This window comes from Enterobacter cloacae complex sp. BZL2005 (assembly GCF_049238885.1).
GTDB classification, from domain to species: Bacteria; Pseudomonadota; Gammaproteobacteria; order Enterobacterales; family Enterobacteriaceae; genus Enterobacter; species Enterobacter roggenkampii.
This window is the reverse complement of sequence record NZ_JBMKGI010000004.1, coordinates 201,947-218,853: the sequence shown is the minus strand read 5'-3', so window position 1 is coordinate 218,853 and position 16,907 is coordinate 201,947. Positions and strand designations below refer to the sequence as shown.

14 protein-coding genes are annotated in these 16,907 nt (G+C 56.6%); all 14 read right to left on the bottom strand.

Going from position 1 to position 16,907, the window contains the following annotated elements; genetic code table 11:
• Positions 1–51: 51 nt before the first annotated feature.
• The 14 genes from secM to ACOTXI_RS10505 all read right to left on the bottom strand — a co-directional run bounded on the left by secM (position 52) and on the right by ACOTXI_RS10505 (position 16,905).
• Positions 52–555: a secA translation cis-regulator SecM gene (gene secM, locus ACOTXI_RS10570; RefSeq protein ID WP_072205873.1), complete on the bottom strand. Its 504-nt coding sequence runs from the start codon at positions 553–555 to the stop codon at positions 52–54.
• 278 nt (positions 556–833) lie between these two features.
• On the bottom strand, positions 834–1,751 hold the full coding sequence (lpxC, locus tag ACOTXI_RS10565) for a UDP-3-O-acyl-N-acetylglucosamine deacetylase (protein ID WP_008501977.1): 918 nt from the start codon (positions 1,749–1,751) through the stop codon (positions 834–836).
• Between the two features lie 101 nt (positions 1,752–1,852).
• On the bottom strand, positions 1,853–3,004 hold the full coding sequence (gene ftsZ / locus ACOTXI_RS10560; RefSeq protein WP_008501978.1) for a cell division protein FtsZ: 1,152 nt from the start codon (positions 3,002–3,004) through the stop codon (positions 1,853–1,855).
• A gap of 63 nt (positions 3,005–3,067) precedes the next feature.
• Positions 3,068–4,324, bottom strand: coding sequence for a cell division protein FtsA (gene ftsA, locus ACOTXI_RS10555; protein WP_006173845.1), 1,257 nt, complete (start codon positions 4,322–4,324; stop codon positions 3,068–3,070).
• Positions 4,321–5,163 carry a cell division protein FtsQ gene (ftsQ, locus tag ACOTXI_RS10550; protein ID WP_008501979.1) on the bottom strand — a complete coding sequence of 281 codons (843 nt, stop codon included), beginning with the start codon at positions 5,161–5,163 and terminating at the stop codon, positions 4,321–4,323. Before ftsQ ends, ftsA begins: the two co-directional genes overlap by 4 nt.
• 1 nt (position 5,164) lies before the next feature.
• Positions 5,165–6,085 carry a D-alanine--D-alanine ligase gene (locus tag ACOTXI_RS10545; protein ID WP_008501980.1) on the bottom strand — a complete coding sequence of 307 codons (921 nt, stop codon included), beginning with the start codon at positions 6,083–6,085 and terminating at the stop codon, positions 5,165–5,167.
• Complete coding sequence (gene murC, locus ACOTXI_RS10540; protein ID WP_008501981.1) at positions 6,078–7,553, bottom strand: UDP-N-acetylmuramate--L-alanine ligase; 1,476 nt, start codon at positions 7,551–7,553, stop codon at positions 6,078–6,080. The genes ACOTXI_RS10545 and murC overlap by 8 nt, the downstream gene beginning before the upstream one ends.
• Before the next feature lie 56 nt (positions 7,554–7,609).
• Positions 7,610–8,674, bottom strand: coding sequence for an undecaprenyldiphospho-muramoylpentapeptide beta-N-acetylglucosaminyltransferase (gene murG / locus ACOTXI_RS10535; protein WP_008501982.1), 1,065 nt, complete (start codon positions 8,672–8,674; stop codon positions 7,610–7,612).
• Entirely contained in the window at positions 8,671–9,915 is a 1,245-nt protein-coding gene (ftsW, locus tag ACOTXI_RS10530; RefSeq protein ID WP_008501983.1) for a cell division protein FtsW, read from the bottom strand. The genes murG and ftsW overlap by 4 nt, the downstream gene beginning before the upstream one ends.
• Positions 9,915–11,231 (bottom strand): UDP-N-acetylmuramoyl-L-alanine--D-glutamate ligase, encoded by a 1,317-nt coding sequence (gene murD, locus ACOTXI_RS10525; protein WP_008501984.1) that lies wholly within the window; start codon positions 11,229–11,231, stop codon positions 9,915–9,917. The genes ftsW and murD overlap by 1 nt, the downstream gene beginning before the upstream one ends.
• Positions 11,232–11,233: 2 nt before the next feature.
• Positions 11,234–12,316: a phospho-N-acetylmuramoyl-pentapeptide-transferase gene (gene mraY, locus ACOTXI_RS10520; RefSeq protein WP_008501985.1), complete on the bottom strand. Its 1,083-nt coding sequence runs from the start codon at positions 12,314–12,316 to the stop codon at positions 11,234–11,236.
• Positions 12,310–13,668 (bottom strand): UDP-N-acetylmuramoyl-tripeptide--D-alanyl-D-alanine ligase, encoded by a 1,359-nt coding sequence (murF, locus tag ACOTXI_RS10515; RefSeq protein WP_008501986.1) that lies wholly within the window; start codon positions 13,666–13,668, stop codon positions 12,310–12,312. The genes mraY and murF overlap by 7 nt, the downstream gene beginning before the upstream one ends.
• Entirely contained in the window at positions 13,665–15,152 is a 1,488-nt protein-coding gene (gene murE / locus ACOTXI_RS10510) for a UDP-N-acetylmuramoyl-L-alanyl-D-glutamate--2,6-diaminopimelate ligase (protein WP_023326692.1), read from the bottom strand. Before murE ends, murF begins: the two co-directional genes overlap by 4 nt.
• Positions 15,139–16,905 (bottom strand): peptidoglycan glycosyltransferase FtsI, encoded by a 1,767-nt coding sequence (locus ACOTXI_RS10505; RefSeq protein WP_008501988.1) that lies wholly within the window; start codon positions 16,903–16,905, stop codon positions 15,139–15,141. The genes murE and ACOTXI_RS10505 overlap by 14 nt, the downstream gene beginning before the upstream one ends.
• Positions 16,906–16,907 lie beyond the last annotated feature (2 nt).

Sequence of the window (16,907 nt, the reverse complement as noted above, 5' to 3'; positions counted from 1 at the left end):
TCTCAAACGCCCCATCATGGGCAGATAAATTAAGGTATTGAAAAAGTTAATTTAGCTGAGGCGTTGAGGCCCGGCGCGAATGCCGTGAACCTGGCTAATCCAGGTTGAAACAGAGAATGAAACAGGAGGAACGAGCGCGCGATGCGCCGTCTGGCGAACCATGACCGGCGGCTGGCTGTCCTGCGTGAGCAGCGCGTTGAGCGTGTCCAGCAGGGCAAGATGCTGCGCCTGCACCGGCAGCGCCTCTTCCGCAACAGGCATTGCCTGCGGCGCCATCGCGAAGGAGAGATGACGGATAACCGTGCGGATAGCGTGCTGGTGCCAGTAATCAACGGAGAAATTCGGGCGGCGACTGGCTTCGAGCCAGGCGAGATTTGTAAAGTTAACCCGCGTATTGAGATCGTGTTTGCTGGTAGAGGTCTTCGTCGGCGTCGCCGCTTCGGCACTGTTGCTGAGCGCAGGCAAGCCGAAACTCGCCGCGACCATCCCTAATAAGAGATGCGGCCAGAAGTAACGTCTGCCAAATTGTCGCCAGCGCGTCAGTATTCCGCTCACTTGCTCCACCACATAAGCCAGCCTGTTACAGGCTATCTTCAGTTATTTTTTTAAGCGCCCAGATATTACCACTAAAGCCAATACACATCAGCAGGAATGAGGTGCCGCCGCGGGGAAAAACGGTCAAGAATGCAGCTAACGCACACACTTTCTACGCAAGACAGACTAGAAATAACGCTGGGGCAAACAAAGAAGGGTAAAAATAAAAACGACTGGTCTTCCTGGCCGGAGAGAGTACCAGGTTAACCAGTCGATTTTTTACGAAACGGCGTGAACCGTTACGCCAGAACCATGCTTGGCGCTTTGAAAGCTAGCGGCAGTTCTGCTTCGTCTTCGAAGGTCACATATTCCCAGGCTTCCTGTTTTGCCAGGACGGCCTGCAACAGTTTGTTGTTCAGCGCATGACCGGATTTGAACGCGGTAAATGCACCAATGATGTTGTGACCACACATGAACAGGTCGCCGATAGCGTCCAGCATTTTGTGACGAACGAATTCATCTTCGAAACGCAGGCCGTCTTCGTTCAGTACGCGATAATCGTCAACAACGATGGCACAATCGAAGCTGCCGCCCAGGCACAAGCCGCGGGACTGCAGATATTCGATATCACGCATGAAGCCAAACGTACGGGCTCGGCTGATCTGGCGCATAAACGCATCGGCAGAGAAGTTCATCGCATAGCGCTGGGTGCTGGAATCAATCGCCGGATGGTTAAAGTCGATGGTAAAGTCCAGCGAGAAACCATTGTACGGTTTAAATTCAGCCCACTTGTCGCCATCTTCGACGCGAACGGTCTCTTTGATGCGGACAAATTTCTTCGCGCAGTTCAGTTCTTCGATGCCAGCATCCAGCAACAGATAGACGAACGGTGCAGCACTGCCATCCATAATCGGGATTTCTGGCGCATCGACTTCAACAATAATGTTGTCGATACCCAGACCCGCCAGGGCGGCGTTCAGGTGCTCTACGGTAGAAATCCGCACGTCATGCTCGTTCACCAGACAAGTACAGAGCATAGTATCACGCACAGATTTGGCATCGGCCGGAAAATCTACCGGTGGATTCAAGTCGGTGCGACGATAGATGACCCCGGTATTGGCCGGCGCAGGGCGTAACGTCAGCGTGACTTTCTTGCCGGTATGTAAACCGACACCCGTCGCCTGAACGATACGTTTAAGTGTCCTTTGTTTGATCATCGTATAATCTCGCCAAATTAACTATCCAACCGAGAGTGTATATCACTAACGGTGGGCCAGTTTAGCACAAAGAGCGCAAATCCCCTAATTCCAGCCAATTCTTAATCAGCTTGCTTACGCAGGAACGCCGGGATATCCAGATAATCTGGCTCTTTCGCCGTTTGCGGCGTTGGGTCGTTCACCACTTTCGCGGCCGGTTTCTGCTCCTGAGTCAGCGGAGACATACCGTGCTGCTGGTAACGATCCATTACCGGTTGCTGAGTCTGCTTGTTAGTCACTAAGGTGATCTCAGGACGCTTGTCCATACCGATACCGGTTGCCACAACGGTAACACGCAGCTCGTCGTTCATTTCAGGGTCAAGTGAAGTACCGATTACCACGGTAGCGTTGTCAGAGGCGAACGCACGGATGGTGTTACCCACGGTTTCGAACTCATCCAGACGCAGGTCAAAGCCAGCGGTAATGTTGACCAGCACGCCGCGCGCACCAGACAGGTCGATATCTTCCAGCAGTGGAGAAGAGATAGCCATTTCAGCCGCTTCTTCTGCACGGTCTTCGCCGCTCGCCACGCCAGAGCCCATCATCGCGTAGCCCATTTCAGACATCACGGTGCGAACGTCTGCAAAGTCAACGTTCATCAGGCCAGGACGGGTAATCAGTTCAGCGATACCCTGAACCGCGCCTTTCAGCACGTCGTTTGCTGCGCCGAAGGCGTCAAGCAGGGAGATACCACGACCCAGAACTTTCAACAGTTTGTCGTTCGGGATGGTGATCAGCGAGTCCACATGCTTGGACAGCTCGGTGATACCCTGCTCCGCGAAGGCCATACGCTTCTTGCCTTCAAAATTGAAAGGCTTGGTCACGACAGCAACGGTCAGGATACCTAAATCTTTAGCTACTTCAGCGACAACAGGTGCTGCGCCGGTACCGGTACCGCCCCCCATACCTGCTGCGATGAAGACCATGTCCGCACCTTCCAGTGCAGCGCGCAGGGCTTCACGATCTTCTTCAGCCGCATTGCGACCCACTTCCGGGTTAGCCCCAGCTCCCAGCCCTTTGGTGATACCACCGCCGATCTGGATAGTCTGGCCTACCGCCGTCTTACGCAGTGCCTGCGCATCGGTGTTAACCGCGAAGAATTCAACACCTTCAATGCGTTCACGCACCATATGCTCTACGGCGTTACCGCCGCCGCCACCGACGCCGATGACTTTAATCACCGCGTCGTTGGTCAGTTCCATAGGTTCAAACATAATTTCTCTCTCCGTTGTGCCTGTCGCCCGAGACCGCTAATTCTCTCCGGTCTCTTAAAAAAATTAAAACTCTTTTCGCAACCAGTTGTTCAGTCGTTTGACCCACGACCCCACTGAGACGCGTTTTTCCACTTCCGCTTCACCACTGAGATGAGATTCCTTCCCGTAGTGGAGCAGGCCCACAGCCGTTGAATAGTACGGCTCCTGAGCATAATCCGTTAAACCGGTGATATTCAGCGGCGCCCCAATACGTACCTGCGTATGGAAGACGCGCTGCGCACAGGCCGCAAGACCTTCAATTTGCGCTGCACCGCCGGTTAATACAATCCCCGCCGCAAGATGATGTTTAACACCCTGCTGACGAAGCTGTTCCTGTAACTGTAAAATTTCTTCGTTGACCAGGTTGAGCAGCTCGGTATAGCGCGGTTCGATCACCTCTGCCAACGTTTGGCGCTGCAGGCTGCGCGGTGGACGACCACCGACGCTTGGCACTTCAACGCTCTCATCTTTGCCAACGATAGAACCCAGCGCACAGCCGTGGCGCACTTTAATCGCTTCTGCATCGCTCGGTGGCGTACCAAAAGCGTAAGCAATATCGCTGGTCACGACGTTCCCTGCGTACGGGATCACTTTGGTGTGGCGCAGCGCACCGCCGGTATACACGGCCATGTCCATTGTACCACCACCAATATCGACCACACAGACACCCAGTTCACGTTCATCTTCGGTCAGTACGGAATAACTTGCCGCCAGACCGGCGAAAATAAGTTGGTCAACTTTCAGGCCACAACGTTCAACGGCTTTTACAATGTTCTTCGCCATATCGTTGTGACATGTGATCAGGTGCACTTTTGCCTGCATACGAACGCCTGACAGACCAACAGGGTTTTTGATCCCTTCCTGGTAGTCAATCGCATATTCCTGCGGGATCACGTGCAATACGCGATGCTCATCGCGAACACGCACGGACTTCGCCGTATGCACAACGTTTTCAACGTCTTCCTGCGTCACTTCCTCTTCGGAAATCGGCACCATACCGATTTCGTTCTGGCAGCTAATGTGCTTACCAGAAAGGGCAAGATAGACAGAAGAAATCTGGCAATCTGCCATCAATTCAGCCTGATCGATGGCGCGCTGGACGCATTTCACCACCGATTCAAGATCGTTTACCCCACCTTTATCCATACCACGTGACGGGCAACTGCCCACGCCAATGATATTGACCATACCGTCGGGCAGAACTTCCCCTACTAAAGCGGCAACCTTCGCGGTGCCAATCTCCAGTCCAACTACCAGTTTTCTGTCCGTCGCCTTGATCATTGTTGTTCTGCCTGTACCTGTGCCTGATTCTGTTGCTGATTAGGTTCCTCGACCGGAGCCGGTACCCAACCGACTGCTGCGCCTGAGTCATAGCGCAAATCAACGTAGCTTATCCGTTTGCCGTCAGTCTGTGCCTGCTGCTGTAAAACCGGGTAAAGTTCGACAAAACGCGCCAGACGCTTCATGGTGTCCCCGCGTCCCAGGTTGAGCTTAATGCCGTTCGTTAACGTAAGTTGCCAGGAGCGGCGCGCCGTCATTGCAGCATCTTTTAACGTAAACCTGTCCTTCGCCAGCACCTGGCCCATTTCACGAAAACCCTGTAACACCTCGTTTTCGCTGCCTTCAGGGCCATACAACATCGGTAAATTCTGCTTGTTGACACGATCGGTCGGGACGCTGAAGGAATTTCCGTCGACGTCAACCATGTGCTGATCATTCCAACGCGCAATGGGCACATATTCAACCAGATGAATCTTCAATTCATCAGGCCATTGCTTTCTTACGCTCGCCTGTTTTATCCATGGCAGACGTTCAATCTGGCTTTGGATAATATTGACGTCCTGCGTCATAAAGGTGCCAGGCGAGCCCAGCGCCAGTATTGACTGGCGAATATCGTCGTTACGCGTGTAGTGACGCTCACCGGTGACCACCAGCTTAGAAAGCGGCAACCGCTGCGCATCTTCCATCCAGCCCAGGACCATCCAGCCGCTGATAAACACGGTGCACAGCACCCCGAGCAGGAAAATGATGCCTGCAAGACGCGTTCCATTACTGCGGCGTGAAGAGGTGTATTCTTCCTCGTCATCGCGGTTGCGCGTGTTCAATGCAGCCTGAGACATATCAGCCCGCCTGGTCCAGAATGCGTACGACTAACTGCGAGAAGCTCATCCCCGCCTGACGCGCAGCCATCGGCACAAGGCTGTGGCTCGTCATACCCGGAGAGGTGTTGGCTTCCAGCAGATAAAATTGTCCATCCCGGTCCTGCATCACGTCGATGCGTCCCCAGCCCTGGCAACCCAGAACATGCCAGGCTTTAAGCACCAGGGACTGTAAATCGTCTTCACGCTCAGCTTCAAGACCACTTGGGCAGAAATATTGCGTCTCATCAGAGAGATACTTCGCCTCATAATCATAGAAGACTCCGGCGGGTTGGATACGGATTGACGGTAAAATTTCTTCGCCAAGCATCGCGACGGTAAATTCCGGCCCGCTAAGCCATTTTTCTATCAGAACTTCATCATCATGTTGAAATGCCAGCGCTAAAGCGGACGCTAAATCGTCAGCTTTGTCGACTTTGGACATTCCCACGCTGGAGCCTTCCCGGCTGGGCTTTACAATAACCGGTAAGCCCAGTTCAGCAATGCGTGCATTAACGCTATCCGGCAGGCCCAATTCAAATTCGCGACGCGTCAGTGCCACCCATGGCGCAACAGGTAAACCTGCGCCCTGCCACAGCAGCTTGCTGCGCAGTTTATCCATAGAGATAGCAGACGCCATCACGCCGCTGCCGGTGTATGGCAGACCGATCAGATCCAGAAGCCCCTGCAGGGTGCCGTCTTCGCCGCCACGACCGTGTAAAGCGATAAAGACTTTATCGAAGCCCATGGCTTTTAACTGCGTCACGTCGACCTCTTTTGGATCGACCAGGTGCGCATTGACGCCACCTTCACGCAGGCCCGCCAGTACAGCGGCGCCTGAATTCAGGGAAACCTCGCGCTCGGCGGAGGTGCCGCCAGACAGGACAGCAATCTTATCAGCCATGATGCTCATCCTCCTGGTTTTGCGGCTTCAGTTTGATTTCAGCTAAGGTACGGGCGATTTTGCCGATATTTCCCGCGCCCTGAATCAGAATCAGATCGTTACCTGTCAGGACCGGTGCCAGAATTTCCGCCACCTGCGCAGAGTCAGAAACCAGAATAGGGTCAACTTTACCGCGTCCACGAATGGTGCGACACAGAGAACGACTGTCTGCACCAGGAATCGGCGTCTCGCCTGCGGCGTACACATCCAGCATTAACAGGGTGTCTACCTGTGACAGGACGCTGGCGAAATCGTCATACAGATCGCGCGTACGCGTGAAGCGGTGCGGCTGGAACACCATCACCAGATTTTTGTCTGGCCAGCCTGCACGAGCGGCTTTAATGGTGGCGTCCACTTCGGTCGGATGGTGGCCATAGTCGTCCACCAGCATCGCCGTACCGACTTTACCGTTCACGGCATCCAGCGGGAATTCACCGAGGAAATCGAAACGACGCCCGGTGCCCTGGAAGCTTTCCAGTGCGCGCAGAATCGCATCATCATCAATGCCTTCTTCCGTCGCGACGGCCACTGCCGCTGCGGCATTGAGCGCGTTATGGCGCCCTGGCGCATTCAGCGTCACGTGCAGCAGCTCTTTGTCCTGACGCGCCAGCGTGAAGTGTCCCTGCGCGCCAATCTGTTTGTACTCTTCCACGCGGACGTCAGCGTCTTCGCTGAAGCCGTAGGTGGTGATTTGACGACCCACGCGCGGCAGCAACTCGCGGATCACCGGATCGTCCACGCACATCACCGCGCGCCCGTAGAACGGCAGGTTGTGCAGGAAGTTGATAAAGGTCTGCTTTAAGTTCTCGAAGTCACCCTGGTAGGTATCCATATGGTCAGCTTCGATGTTGGTGACAATCGCCACCATCGGCTGCAGGTGCAGGAACGACGCGTCGCTCTCGTCCGCTTCAGCAATCAGATAACGACTGTGGCCCAGACGCGCATGTACGCCCGCGGCTTTGACCAGGCCGCCGTTGACGAACGTCGGGTCGAGACCCGCTTCTGCATAAATACTGGAGACCATCGCCGTGGTCGTGGTTTTACCGTGGGTCCCGGCAATCGCGATGCCGTGGCGAAAACGCATCAGTTCCGCCAGCATTTCTGCACGGCGGATCACCGGAATGCGCGCGTCATGCGCGGCAACGATTTCCGGGTTGTCAGAGGAGATAGCGCTCGATACCACTACCACGCTCGCATCGCGCACGTTTTCCGGGCGATGATTGAAATAGATAGTCGCCCCAAGCGACGCCAGCTGCTGCGTTACAGGGTTTGGCGCCAGGTCAGACCCGCTGATCTGATAGCCTTCGTTAGCTAACACTTCGGCAATACCGCCCATGCCGGCACCACCGATGCCAACAAAGTGAATGTGCCGGACGCGACGCATCTCGGGCACGATTGAACGCAGTTTTGCCAGTTGTTGTGTATTCATTCTCTAAACGCCATCGACTACTTAAAATTCGTGCCGCGCTTCACGCGCTGCGAGGGTTAAGCCTGAGATGCCAGGCTCACTTCTTTTGCCACCCGTTCCGTCGCATCAGGGATAGCCGCTGCGCGCGCGCGTTCAGCCATCTCAAGCAATACGTCTCTGTTCCAGCCCGCCAGGGTGGTGGCGACCGCGTCGGCGGTAAATTGTGGCTGCTCAAAAATTTTCGCCGCACCGGCTTTCTCAAGCGGCAGGGCATTCCAGTACTGCTGTCTGTCTTTGTGCTGGAAAGGCACAAACAGGGCTGGCAGACCCGCGGCAGCGATTTCGCTTACCGTTAAGGCGCCAGAACGACAGACCACGACATCGGCCCAGGCATACGCTGCCGCCATGTCGTCGATAAATTCCGTCACGTTATGCTGCGGCTGCCCCGCCTCGGCGTAAGCCTGCTCAACGGTCTGCTGAGCGCCTTTTCCGCTCTGGTGCCAGATGGTGACGGCATCCCCCAGCTTTGCAGCAACCTGCGGCATCGTCTGGTTTAAAATGCGTGCCCCCTGAGAGCCACCGACGACCAGCACACGAACCGGCCCTTCACGGCCCGCCAGGCGAGCGTCCGGCAACGGCAGCGCCAGCACGTCCACACGGACCGGGTTACCTACCACGTCCGCTTTCGGGAACGCGCCGGGAAACGCCTGCATAACTTTGGTGGCGATTTTCGCCAGCCATTTGTTGGTCAGACCGGCAATACCGTTCTGCTCATGCAGCACGACGGGAATACCTAACGACCACGCTGCCAGCCCGCCCGGCCCCGAGACATAGCCGCCCATGCCCAGCACCACATCGGGCTTAAAGCGCTTCATAATGGTGCGCGCCTGACGCCAGGCGTTAAAAATGCGCACCGGAGCCAGCAGCATTGCCTTGAGGCCTTTGCCGCGCAGGCCGGAAATACGAATAAAGTCGATCTCAATACCGTGTTTCGGTACCAGGTCGGCCTCCATGCGGTCTGCGGTTCCCAGCCAGCGTACCTGCCAGCCCTGATCCATTAAATGGTGCGCAACCGCCAGTCCCGGGAATACATGTCCGCCGGTACCGCCTGCCATCACCATTAACCGCTTCGGTTGATTCATCGTGAACCTCGTGTAAACGCCTGGGCTTTTTCCAGACGCGTTTCATAATCTATGCGCAACAACAGCATGATGGCCGTCGACATAATCAACAGACTGGAACCACCATAACTGATCAACGGCAACGTCAGACCTTTGGTCGGCAGCATACCCGCTGCGGCCCCGACGTTAACCAATGCCTGGAAACTAAACCAGATACCAATTGAGCAGGCCAGGAAGCCTGAGAAACGGTGATCGATCTCCAGCGCTTTCCGGCCGATGGACATGGCGCGGAAAGCGACGAAGAATACCATTAATAGCGCTAATACCACACCGATATAACCCAGTTCTTCCGCAATAATGGAGAAGATGAAGTCAGTATGCGCTTCCGGTAAATACTCCAGTTTCTGTACCGAGTTACCCAGCCCCTGTCCCCAGAGCTCACCACGACCAAAGGCCATGAGTGACTGCGTCAGCTGATAACCGCTGCCGAACGGGTCTTCCCACGGGTTCCAGAAAGAGGTCACGCGGCGAATACGGTAAGGCTCGGCGAGGATCAACAGCACAACCGCTGAAATCCCCATCCCAATGATGGCGATGAACTGCCACAACTTCGCGCCCGCCAGGAACAGCATGGCCAGCGTGGTGACAAACAGTACAACCACCGTACCGAGGTCAGGCTGCGCCAGCAGTAAGACCGCCAGCACCAGAATCACGCCCATCGGTTTTAAGAAGCCGCGCAGGTTGTTACGCACTTCATCTACTTTACGCACCAGGTAGTTCGCCAGGTAGCAGAACAGGGAGAGCTTGGTAAATTCCGCAGGCTGAATACGCAGCGGGCCAAAGGCGATCCAGCGTGATGCCCCGTTTACGGAACTCCCCACCACCAGAACGATCAGCAGCATAATGATCGAGGCGATCAGCATCGCCGTACTGTGCCGCTGCCAGAACTCCATCGGTAGACGCAAGGTCACCAGCGCCAGGCAGAATGCCAGGATGATGTACAGACCATCACGTTTGGCAAACAGGAAAGGATCGTTCGCCAGACGCTGCCCGACGGGCATTGACGCTGACGTCACCATTATAAAGCCGACCGCCGCGAGCCCCATTGTGAGCCAGAACAGCGTGCGGTCGTACATGATCAGGCTGTCGTTATCTTTTTGACGAGAGCCCATCACCCAGCCTTTAAGCGCCGCAAACAACCACACCAGGATCCCAAATCCTGGCAGGCGCGGCATTTTCAGGCGAGGGAGAGATAAACGCATCAGCCTAACTCCTTCGCCAGGCGGGTAAAGACATCACCACGCTGTTCGAAATTCTTGAATTGATCCAGACTTGCACAGGCCGGAGAGAGCAGCACCATATCACCCGGCTTCACGCGAGGGGCAATCAGCCGCATCGCCTGTTCCATGGTTTCGGTTTGCTCGGCGATCTCAGGGCGCAGTTCAGCCAGCTCGCTGCCGTCACGGCCGAAGCAGTAGAGACGGATGTTATCGCCGGAGAGATACGGCTTCAGGGACGAGAAATCAGCTGACTTACCGTCGCCGCCCAGCAGCAGATGCAGGGTACCGTCAACGTGCAGCCCGTTCAGCGCGGCCTCCGTGCTGCCCACGTTGGTGGCTTTGGAGTCGTTGATCCAGCGCACGCCGTTGTGCTCCAGCGCCAGCTGGAAACGGTGCGCCAGGCCAGAAAACGTGGTTAACGCTTTCAGGCTCGAGGAGCGCGGCAGCCCCACGGCATCCGCCAGCGCCAGCGCCGCCAGCGCATTGGTATAGTTGTGCTGACCAGAGAGCTTCATCTCTTTCACGTTCAGCACTTTCTCACCTTTCACGCGCAGCCAGGTTTCGCCCAGCTGGCGGTTCAGATGATAATCACCCATGGTGATGCCAAAACTGATGCAGCGGTCGTCTGCGCCACGCACCGGCATGGTCAGCGCATCATCGGCGTTCACCACGCAGACTTTGGCATTCTCATAAACGCGCAGCTTGGCGGCACGGTACTGCTGCAGACCAAAGGGATATCTGTCCATATGATCTTCAGTCACGTTGAGGATCGTCGCAGCGGCAGCATGCAGGCTGGAGGTCGTTTCCAGCTGGAAGCTGGAAAGCTCGAGAACATACAGTTCACAGCCTTTATCCAGCAGCATCAGAGCAGGCAAACCAATGTTACCGCCAACGCCGACGTTCATGCCCGCCGCTTTTGCCATTTCCCCCACCAGGGTGGTGACGGTGCTTTTACCGTTAGAACCGGTAATCGCGATAACGGGCGCCTGCGCTTCGCGGCAGAACAGCTCGATATCGCCAACAATCTCAACGCCCGCATCTGCGGCAGCGCTCAGGGAAGGATGCGCCAGCGCCATACCCGGGCTGGCGACAATCAGATCGGCTGCCATCAGCCAGTCATCATTCAGACCACCCAGGTGGCGTTCAACCTGTTCCGGCAGCTTGTCCAGACCCGGCGGAGAGACACGCGTATCCATCACGCGCGGCGTCACGCCACGCGCGAGGAAAAAGTCCACGCAGGAGAGCCCCGTGAGGCCCAACCCGATGATAACGACTTTTTTGCCCTGGTAATCTGCCATGATTAACGTACCTTCAGCGTTGCCAGGCCAATCAGCACCAGCATCAGCGAAATAATCCAGAAGCGCACAATGACGCGCGGCTCCGGCCAGCCTTTCAGTTCATAGTGGTGGTGAATCGGCGCCATACGGAAGATGCGCTGACCGCGCAGCTTGAAGGAGCCGACCTGCAAAATCACCGACAGCGTCTCAACCACAAACACGCCGCCCATGATCACCAGCAGGAACTCCTGGCGCAGCAGCACGGCAATAATGCCCAGCGCGCCGCCCAAAGCCAGTGAACCGACGTCACCCATAAAGACCTGAGCCGGATAGGTGTTGAACCACAGGAAGCCAAGACCCGCACCGACAATCGCCGTACAGACGATCACCAGTTCACCCGCATGACGCAGATAAGGGATGTGCAGGTAGTTCGCAAAGTTCATGTTACCGGTCGCCCACGCCACCAGCGCAAAACCGGCCGCAACGAAGACGGTAGGCATGATTGCCAGGCCATCCAGACCGTCGGTCAGATTAACGGCGTTACCGGTGCCGACAATCACAAAGTACGCCAGCAGAATGTAGAACAGACCCAGCTGCGGCATCACGTCTTTAAAGAACGGCACGACCAGCTCGGTCGCTGGCGTGTCTTTCCCGGCAAGATACAGTGCGAAGGCCACGCCCAGCGCGATCACCGACATCCAGAAATACTTCCAGCGGGCAATCAGGCCTTTGGTATCTTTGCGGACGACTTTGCGGTAATCATCGACGAAACCGATGATCCCGTAACCCACCAGTACCGTCAGCACACACCAGACGTACGGGTTGGACGGGTACGCCCACAACAGCACGGAAACGACGATGGCAGTCAGGATCATGATCCCGCCCATGGTCGGCGTACCGCGCTTGCTGAAGTGCGATTCCGGGCCGTCATTACGCACAACCTGGCCGAAAGAGAGCTTTTGCAGACGGGCAATCATGCGCGGGCCCATCCACAACGAGATGAACAGCGCAGTCAGCAGGCTGACGATGGCGCGAAACGTCAGATACGAAAAGACGTTAAAGCCTGAGTAATATTTGACCAAATGTTCGGCCAGCCAAACTAACATGTCCCGTTCTCCTGTAATGCGTGCACAACCTCTTCCATGGCGGCACTACGTGAACCTTTCACTAACACTGTCACAATTTGTTTTTCAGTCATTAATGCCTTAAGGCGCTCAATCAAGGCGGCTTTATCGGCAAAATGCTCGCCAACGCCGCTGGCCTGGCTGATCGCCTGGCTCAGTTTTCCTGCGCTCAGTACACAGTCCAGCCCCGCCGCTTTCGCCGCTTCACCGACCTGGGTATGACAGGCTTCGCTTTCGTCGCCCAGCTCTGCCATGTCGCCAACCACCATGATGCGGTAACCCGGCATTTCAGATAACACCTGCACCGCCGCCGTCATCGAGCCAACATTCGCGTTGTAGGAGTCATCCAGCAGCAGCTTGTTTTCCGAAAGCTGAATCGGGAACAGGCGTCCCGGTACGGCTTTCAGGTTCGCCAGCCCGGCTTTAATTGCCGCATGTGAAGCGCCCACCGCCGTTGCCAGCGCCGCCGCCGCAAGGGCATTGGCGATGTTATGACGACCCGGCAGCGGCAGCAGCACCTCCACGCCACCCGTTGGGGTAGTGAGGGTGAACTCGGTGCCGTGCGACGTCACATGGATATTGGTCGCCGTAAAATCACTGTTGGCCGCATTTGGAGAGAAGCGCCAGGTTTTACGCGCACCAATGATGCTCTGCCAGTTCAGCCAGTCGTTGTTGTCGGCGTTCAGAATGGCGATACCGTTATCCGGCAGGCCGGTGTAAATCTCACCTTTCGCTTTCGCCACGCCTTCCAGCGAGCCAAAGCCTTCCAGGTGCGCAGCCGCGAGGTTATTCACCAGCGCCGCTTCCGGGCGAGTCAGGCTTACGGTCCAGGCGATTTCACCCTGGTGGTTTGCGCCTAACTCGATCACCGCATAGTCATGCTCTTTGGTCAGGCGAAGCAATGTCATCGGCACGCCGATGTCATTATTGAGGTTGCCCGCGGTAAAAAGCGTATTGCCGCACTGGCTGAGGATCGCCGCCGTCATCTCTTTCACTGACGTTTTGCCTGATGACCCTGTTAGCGCGACGACGCGAGCCGGCACCTGCTGACGAACCCAGGCAGCCAGCTCACCGAACGCGAGACGCGTATCTTTCACCACAACCTGCGGCAGATCGATATCAAGCTTGCGGCTGACCAGCAGCGCACCGGCGCCGTTCTCTTTGGCCTGCTCGGCAAAATCATGCGCGTCAAAACGCTCGCCTTTCAGCGCCACAAAGAGACAGCCTGCGGTGACTTTACGGGTGTCCGTCGTCACGGCATCGATGGTCAGGTCTTGCCCGTGCAGGTCACCGTGCAGTACTTCTGCGGCCTGGCTTAAGGAGAGGCTAATCATGCGACAACTCCCAGCAGGCGAGCTGCCGTTACGCGATCCGAGTAGTCCAGACGGCGATTGCCAACGATCTGATAATCTTCATGGCCTTTGCCCGCCAGCAGAACAACATCATTCTCCTGTGCCTGCATGATGGCGTTTGTCACGGCTTCAGCACGGCCTTCCACGACGCGCGCGCGGCCTGCGTCCAGCATACCCGCCAGAATGTCATTAATGATGGCGCGCGGCTCTTCGGTACGCGGGTTGTCATCGGTGACAACCGGAATATCCGCGAACTGTTCCGCAATCGCCCCCATCAGCGGGCGTTTGCCTTTGTCGCGATCGCCGCCGCAGCCAAACACGCACCAGAGCTTACCGGTACAGTGCAGGCGCGCCGCTTCCAGCGCTTTTTCCAGCGCATCCGGCGTGTGGGCATAATCAACCACAACGGTCGGCTTACCCGGCGCGCTAAATACTTCCATACGGCCACAAACCGGCTGCAGTCGCGCGGCGGTTTTCAGCAGTTCAGCCATCGGGTAACCCAGCGCCAGCAGCGTTGCCAGGGCCAGCAGTAGGTTGCTGACGTTAAACGCCCCCATCAGGCGGCTTTCAATTTCGCCTTCACCCCAGGAAGAGGCAAAGCGGATGGTCGCCCCGCTGTCGTGATAATTCACCTCAACCGCCTTCAGCCAGCGGCCGTGGCAGTTCGGATTGATATGGTCTTCCATCGAGACGGCAACCGCATCCGGTAGCTTCGCCAGCCAGCGGCGGCCCACTTCATCGTCGGCGTTGATGATGGCCTGACCGTAATGGTGAGTAGAGAACAGCAGCCATTTCGCGGCTTCGTAGTGCTCCATATCGCCATGATAATCAAGATGGTCGCGGCTCAGGTTGGTAAACACGGATGCAGCAAATTTCAGCGCCGCGACGCGGTGCTGTACCAAACCGTGCGAAGAGACCTCCATCGCGGCGAAGGTTGCGCCCTGCCCTGCCAGACCGGCAAGCACGTGCTGTACGTCAACCGCCGAGCCGGTGGTGTTTTCCGTCGGGCTCACTTTGCCCAGCAGACCGTTACCCACGGTTCCCATCACCGCACCGGTTTCACCCAGTAGCTGTGCCCACTGCGCCATCAGCTGCGTGGTGGTGGTTTTACCGTTCGTACCCGTTACGCCAACCAGACGCAGCTGGTCGGAAGGTTCGTGATAAAAACGTCCCGCCAGTGCGGAAAGACGTTCGTTTAACTGGCTGAGATAGATGACCGGCACGCCGTGCATTTCACGGATCTCACCGTCGGTTGCCTCATCTTTAGCCTCAGCAATAATGGCAGCCACACCTTGCGCAATCGCCTGCGGGATATAACGACGCCCGTCCGCCTGATGACCGACCACCGCCACAAAAAGATCGCCAGAAGCCGCTACGCGGCTGTCCAGAACCATCTCTCGCAGTGCTCGCTCCGGTGCATTTGGCACCCACGGAGCGAGAAGGTCGCGCAAATTACGATCTGCCACCTGTACCCTCGCCTTGATTAATTACAAATTCACTTTTTTCGCCCGTCGCCAGCGCATCCGGTTCAATGTTCATGGTGCGTAACACGCCGCCCATGATGGCCCCGAACACAGGCGCGGAGACGGCGCCGCCGTAGTATTTACCCGCCTGTGGATCGTTTATCACGACCACCAGCGCAAAACGCGGATTGCTTGCAGGCGCAACGCCTGCGGTATAGGCAATGTATTTGTTGATGTAGCGGCCGTCTGGCCCCACTTTTTTCGCTGTACCGGTTTTAATGGCGATACGATAGCCTTTAATCGCCGCCTTCACGCCGCCGCCGCCCGGCAGCGCCACGCTTTCCATCATGTGCACCACGGTACGAACGATGGATTCCGGGAAGATACGCTCGCCCGGGACCGGTGGATCAACTTTGGTAATCGACAGCGGGCGATAGACGCCATAGCTGCCAATCGTTGCGTAGACTCGCGCTAACTGTAACGGGGTTACCATTAGCCCGTAGCCGAAAGAGAAGGTGGCCCTCTCTATGTCAGACCACCGTTGTTTTTGAGGATATAAGCCACTGCGTTCTCCGACCAACCCCAAATTGGTCGCCTTTCCCAGTCCAAAACGTGAGTAAGTTTCTACTAACGCTGAGGACGGCATCGCTAACGCCAGCTTTGAAACACCGACGTTACTCGACTTCTGTAACACCCCGGTCAGGGTCAATTCGCTGTAGCGCGCCACGTCTTTTATCTCGTGGCCGTTAATACGGTATGGGACAGTGTTCAGGACCGTGTTTTCATTGACAATACCGCGCTGGAGCGCGGTCATCACCACCATCGGCTTCACCGTGGAGCCGGGTTCGAACACGTCGGTAATTGCCCGGTTACGCATGGCATCTTTTGCGGTGCCGGTAAAGTTGTTCGGGTTGTAGGACGGGCTGTTGGCCATCGCCAGCACTTCACCGGTGCTGACATCCACCAGCACGGCGCTGCCTGACTCCGCCTTGTTGAACGCCACCGCGTTGTTCAACTCGCGGTAGACCAGCGCCTGCAGGCGCTCGTCGATACTCAGGGCCAGGTTATGCGCTGCCTGACTGTCCGTGGAAGAGATATCTTCGATGACGCGCCCGTAACGGTCCTTACGCACGATTCGCTCGCCCGGCTGGCCGGTGAGCCACTTATCGAAGCTTTTCTCAACGCCCTCAATCCCCTGGCTGTCGACGTTGGTAAAACCAATGAGGTGAGCGGTTACTTCGCCGGATGGGTAGTAACGGCGGGATTCTTCACGCAGATGAATACCCGGCAGCTTCAGTTTGCGAATGTAGTCCGCCATGTCAGGGTTAACCTGACGCGCCAGATAGATAAAACGTCCTTTCGGGTTCGCGTTAACGCGGGAAGCCAGCTGATCCAGCGGCATTTTCAGCGCATCAGACAGGGCTTTCCAGCGGTTATCAAGGGTAATGCCACCGGCGTCGTGCAGCTCTTTCGGATCGGCCCAGATCGCTTTCACCGGCACGCTCACCGCCAGCGGACGACCGGAGCGGTCGGTGATCATCCCGCGGGACGTGGAAACCTCCTGAACGCGCAGAGAGCGCATATCGCCCTGGCGTACCAGCATGTCAGGGGCGACGATTTGCAGCCAGGCCACGCGGCCCAGCAGAAAACCCAGCGCCAGTAAAATGCAGCCGCAAAGCAACGCAAAACGCCAACTGATAAAGTTGGCCTGTTCTTCCTGACGTTTTGGTTTTAGCGTTTTTGCCGCTGCTTTCATGC

What these genes read in the sequence shown, in the direction of transcription:
- ftsW (WP_008501983.1), bottom strand. Translation starts at nt 9,915, where the DNA reads ATGCGTTTATCTCTCCCTCGCCTGAAAATGCCGCGCCTGCCAGGATTT.
- murF (WP_008501986.1), bottom strand. Translation starts at nt 13,668, where the DNA reads ATGATTAGCCTCTCCTTAAGCCAGGCCGCAGAAGTACTGCACGGTGAC.
- lpxC (WP_008501977.1), bottom strand. Translation starts at nt 1,751, where the DNA reads ATGATCAAACAAAGGACACTTAAACGTATCGTTCAGGCGACGGGTGTC.
- ftsZ (WP_008501978.1), bottom strand. Translation starts at nt 3,004, where the DNA reads ATGTTTGAACCTATGGAACTGACCAACGACGCGGTGATTAAAGTCATC.
- murG (WP_008501982.1), bottom strand. Translation starts at nt 8,674, where the DNA reads ATGAATCAACCGAAGCGGTTAATGGTGATGGCAGGCGGTACCGGCGGA.
- ACOTXI_RS10505 (WP_008501988.1), bottom strand. Translation starts at nt 16,905, where the DNA reads ATGAAAGCAGCGGCAAAAACGCTAAAACCAAAACGTCAGGAAGAACAG.
- murD (WP_008501984.1), bottom strand. Translation starts at nt 11,231, where the DNA reads ATGGCAGATTACCAGGGCAAAAAAGTCGTTATCATCGGGTTGGGCCTC.
- ftsQ (WP_008501979.1), bottom strand. Translation starts at nt 5,163, where the DNA reads ATGTCTCAGGCTGCATTGAACACGCGCAACCGCGATGACGAGGAAGAA.
- mraY (WP_008501985.1), bottom strand. Translation starts at nt 12,316, where the DNA reads ATGTTAGTTTGGCTGGCCGAACATTTGGTCAAATATTACTCAGGCTTT.
- murC (WP_008501981.1), bottom strand. Translation starts at nt 7,553, where the DNA reads ATGAATACACAACAACTGGCAAAACTGCGTTCAATCGTGCCCGAGATG.
- ACOTXI_RS10545 (WP_008501980.1), bottom strand. Translation starts at nt 6,085, where the DNA reads ATGGCTGATAAGATTGCTGTCCTGTCTGGCGGCACCTCCGCCGAGCGC.
- ftsA (WP_006173845.1), bottom strand. Translation starts at nt 4,324, where the DNA reads ATGATCAAGGCGACGGACAGAAAACTGGTAGTTGGACTGGAGATTGGC.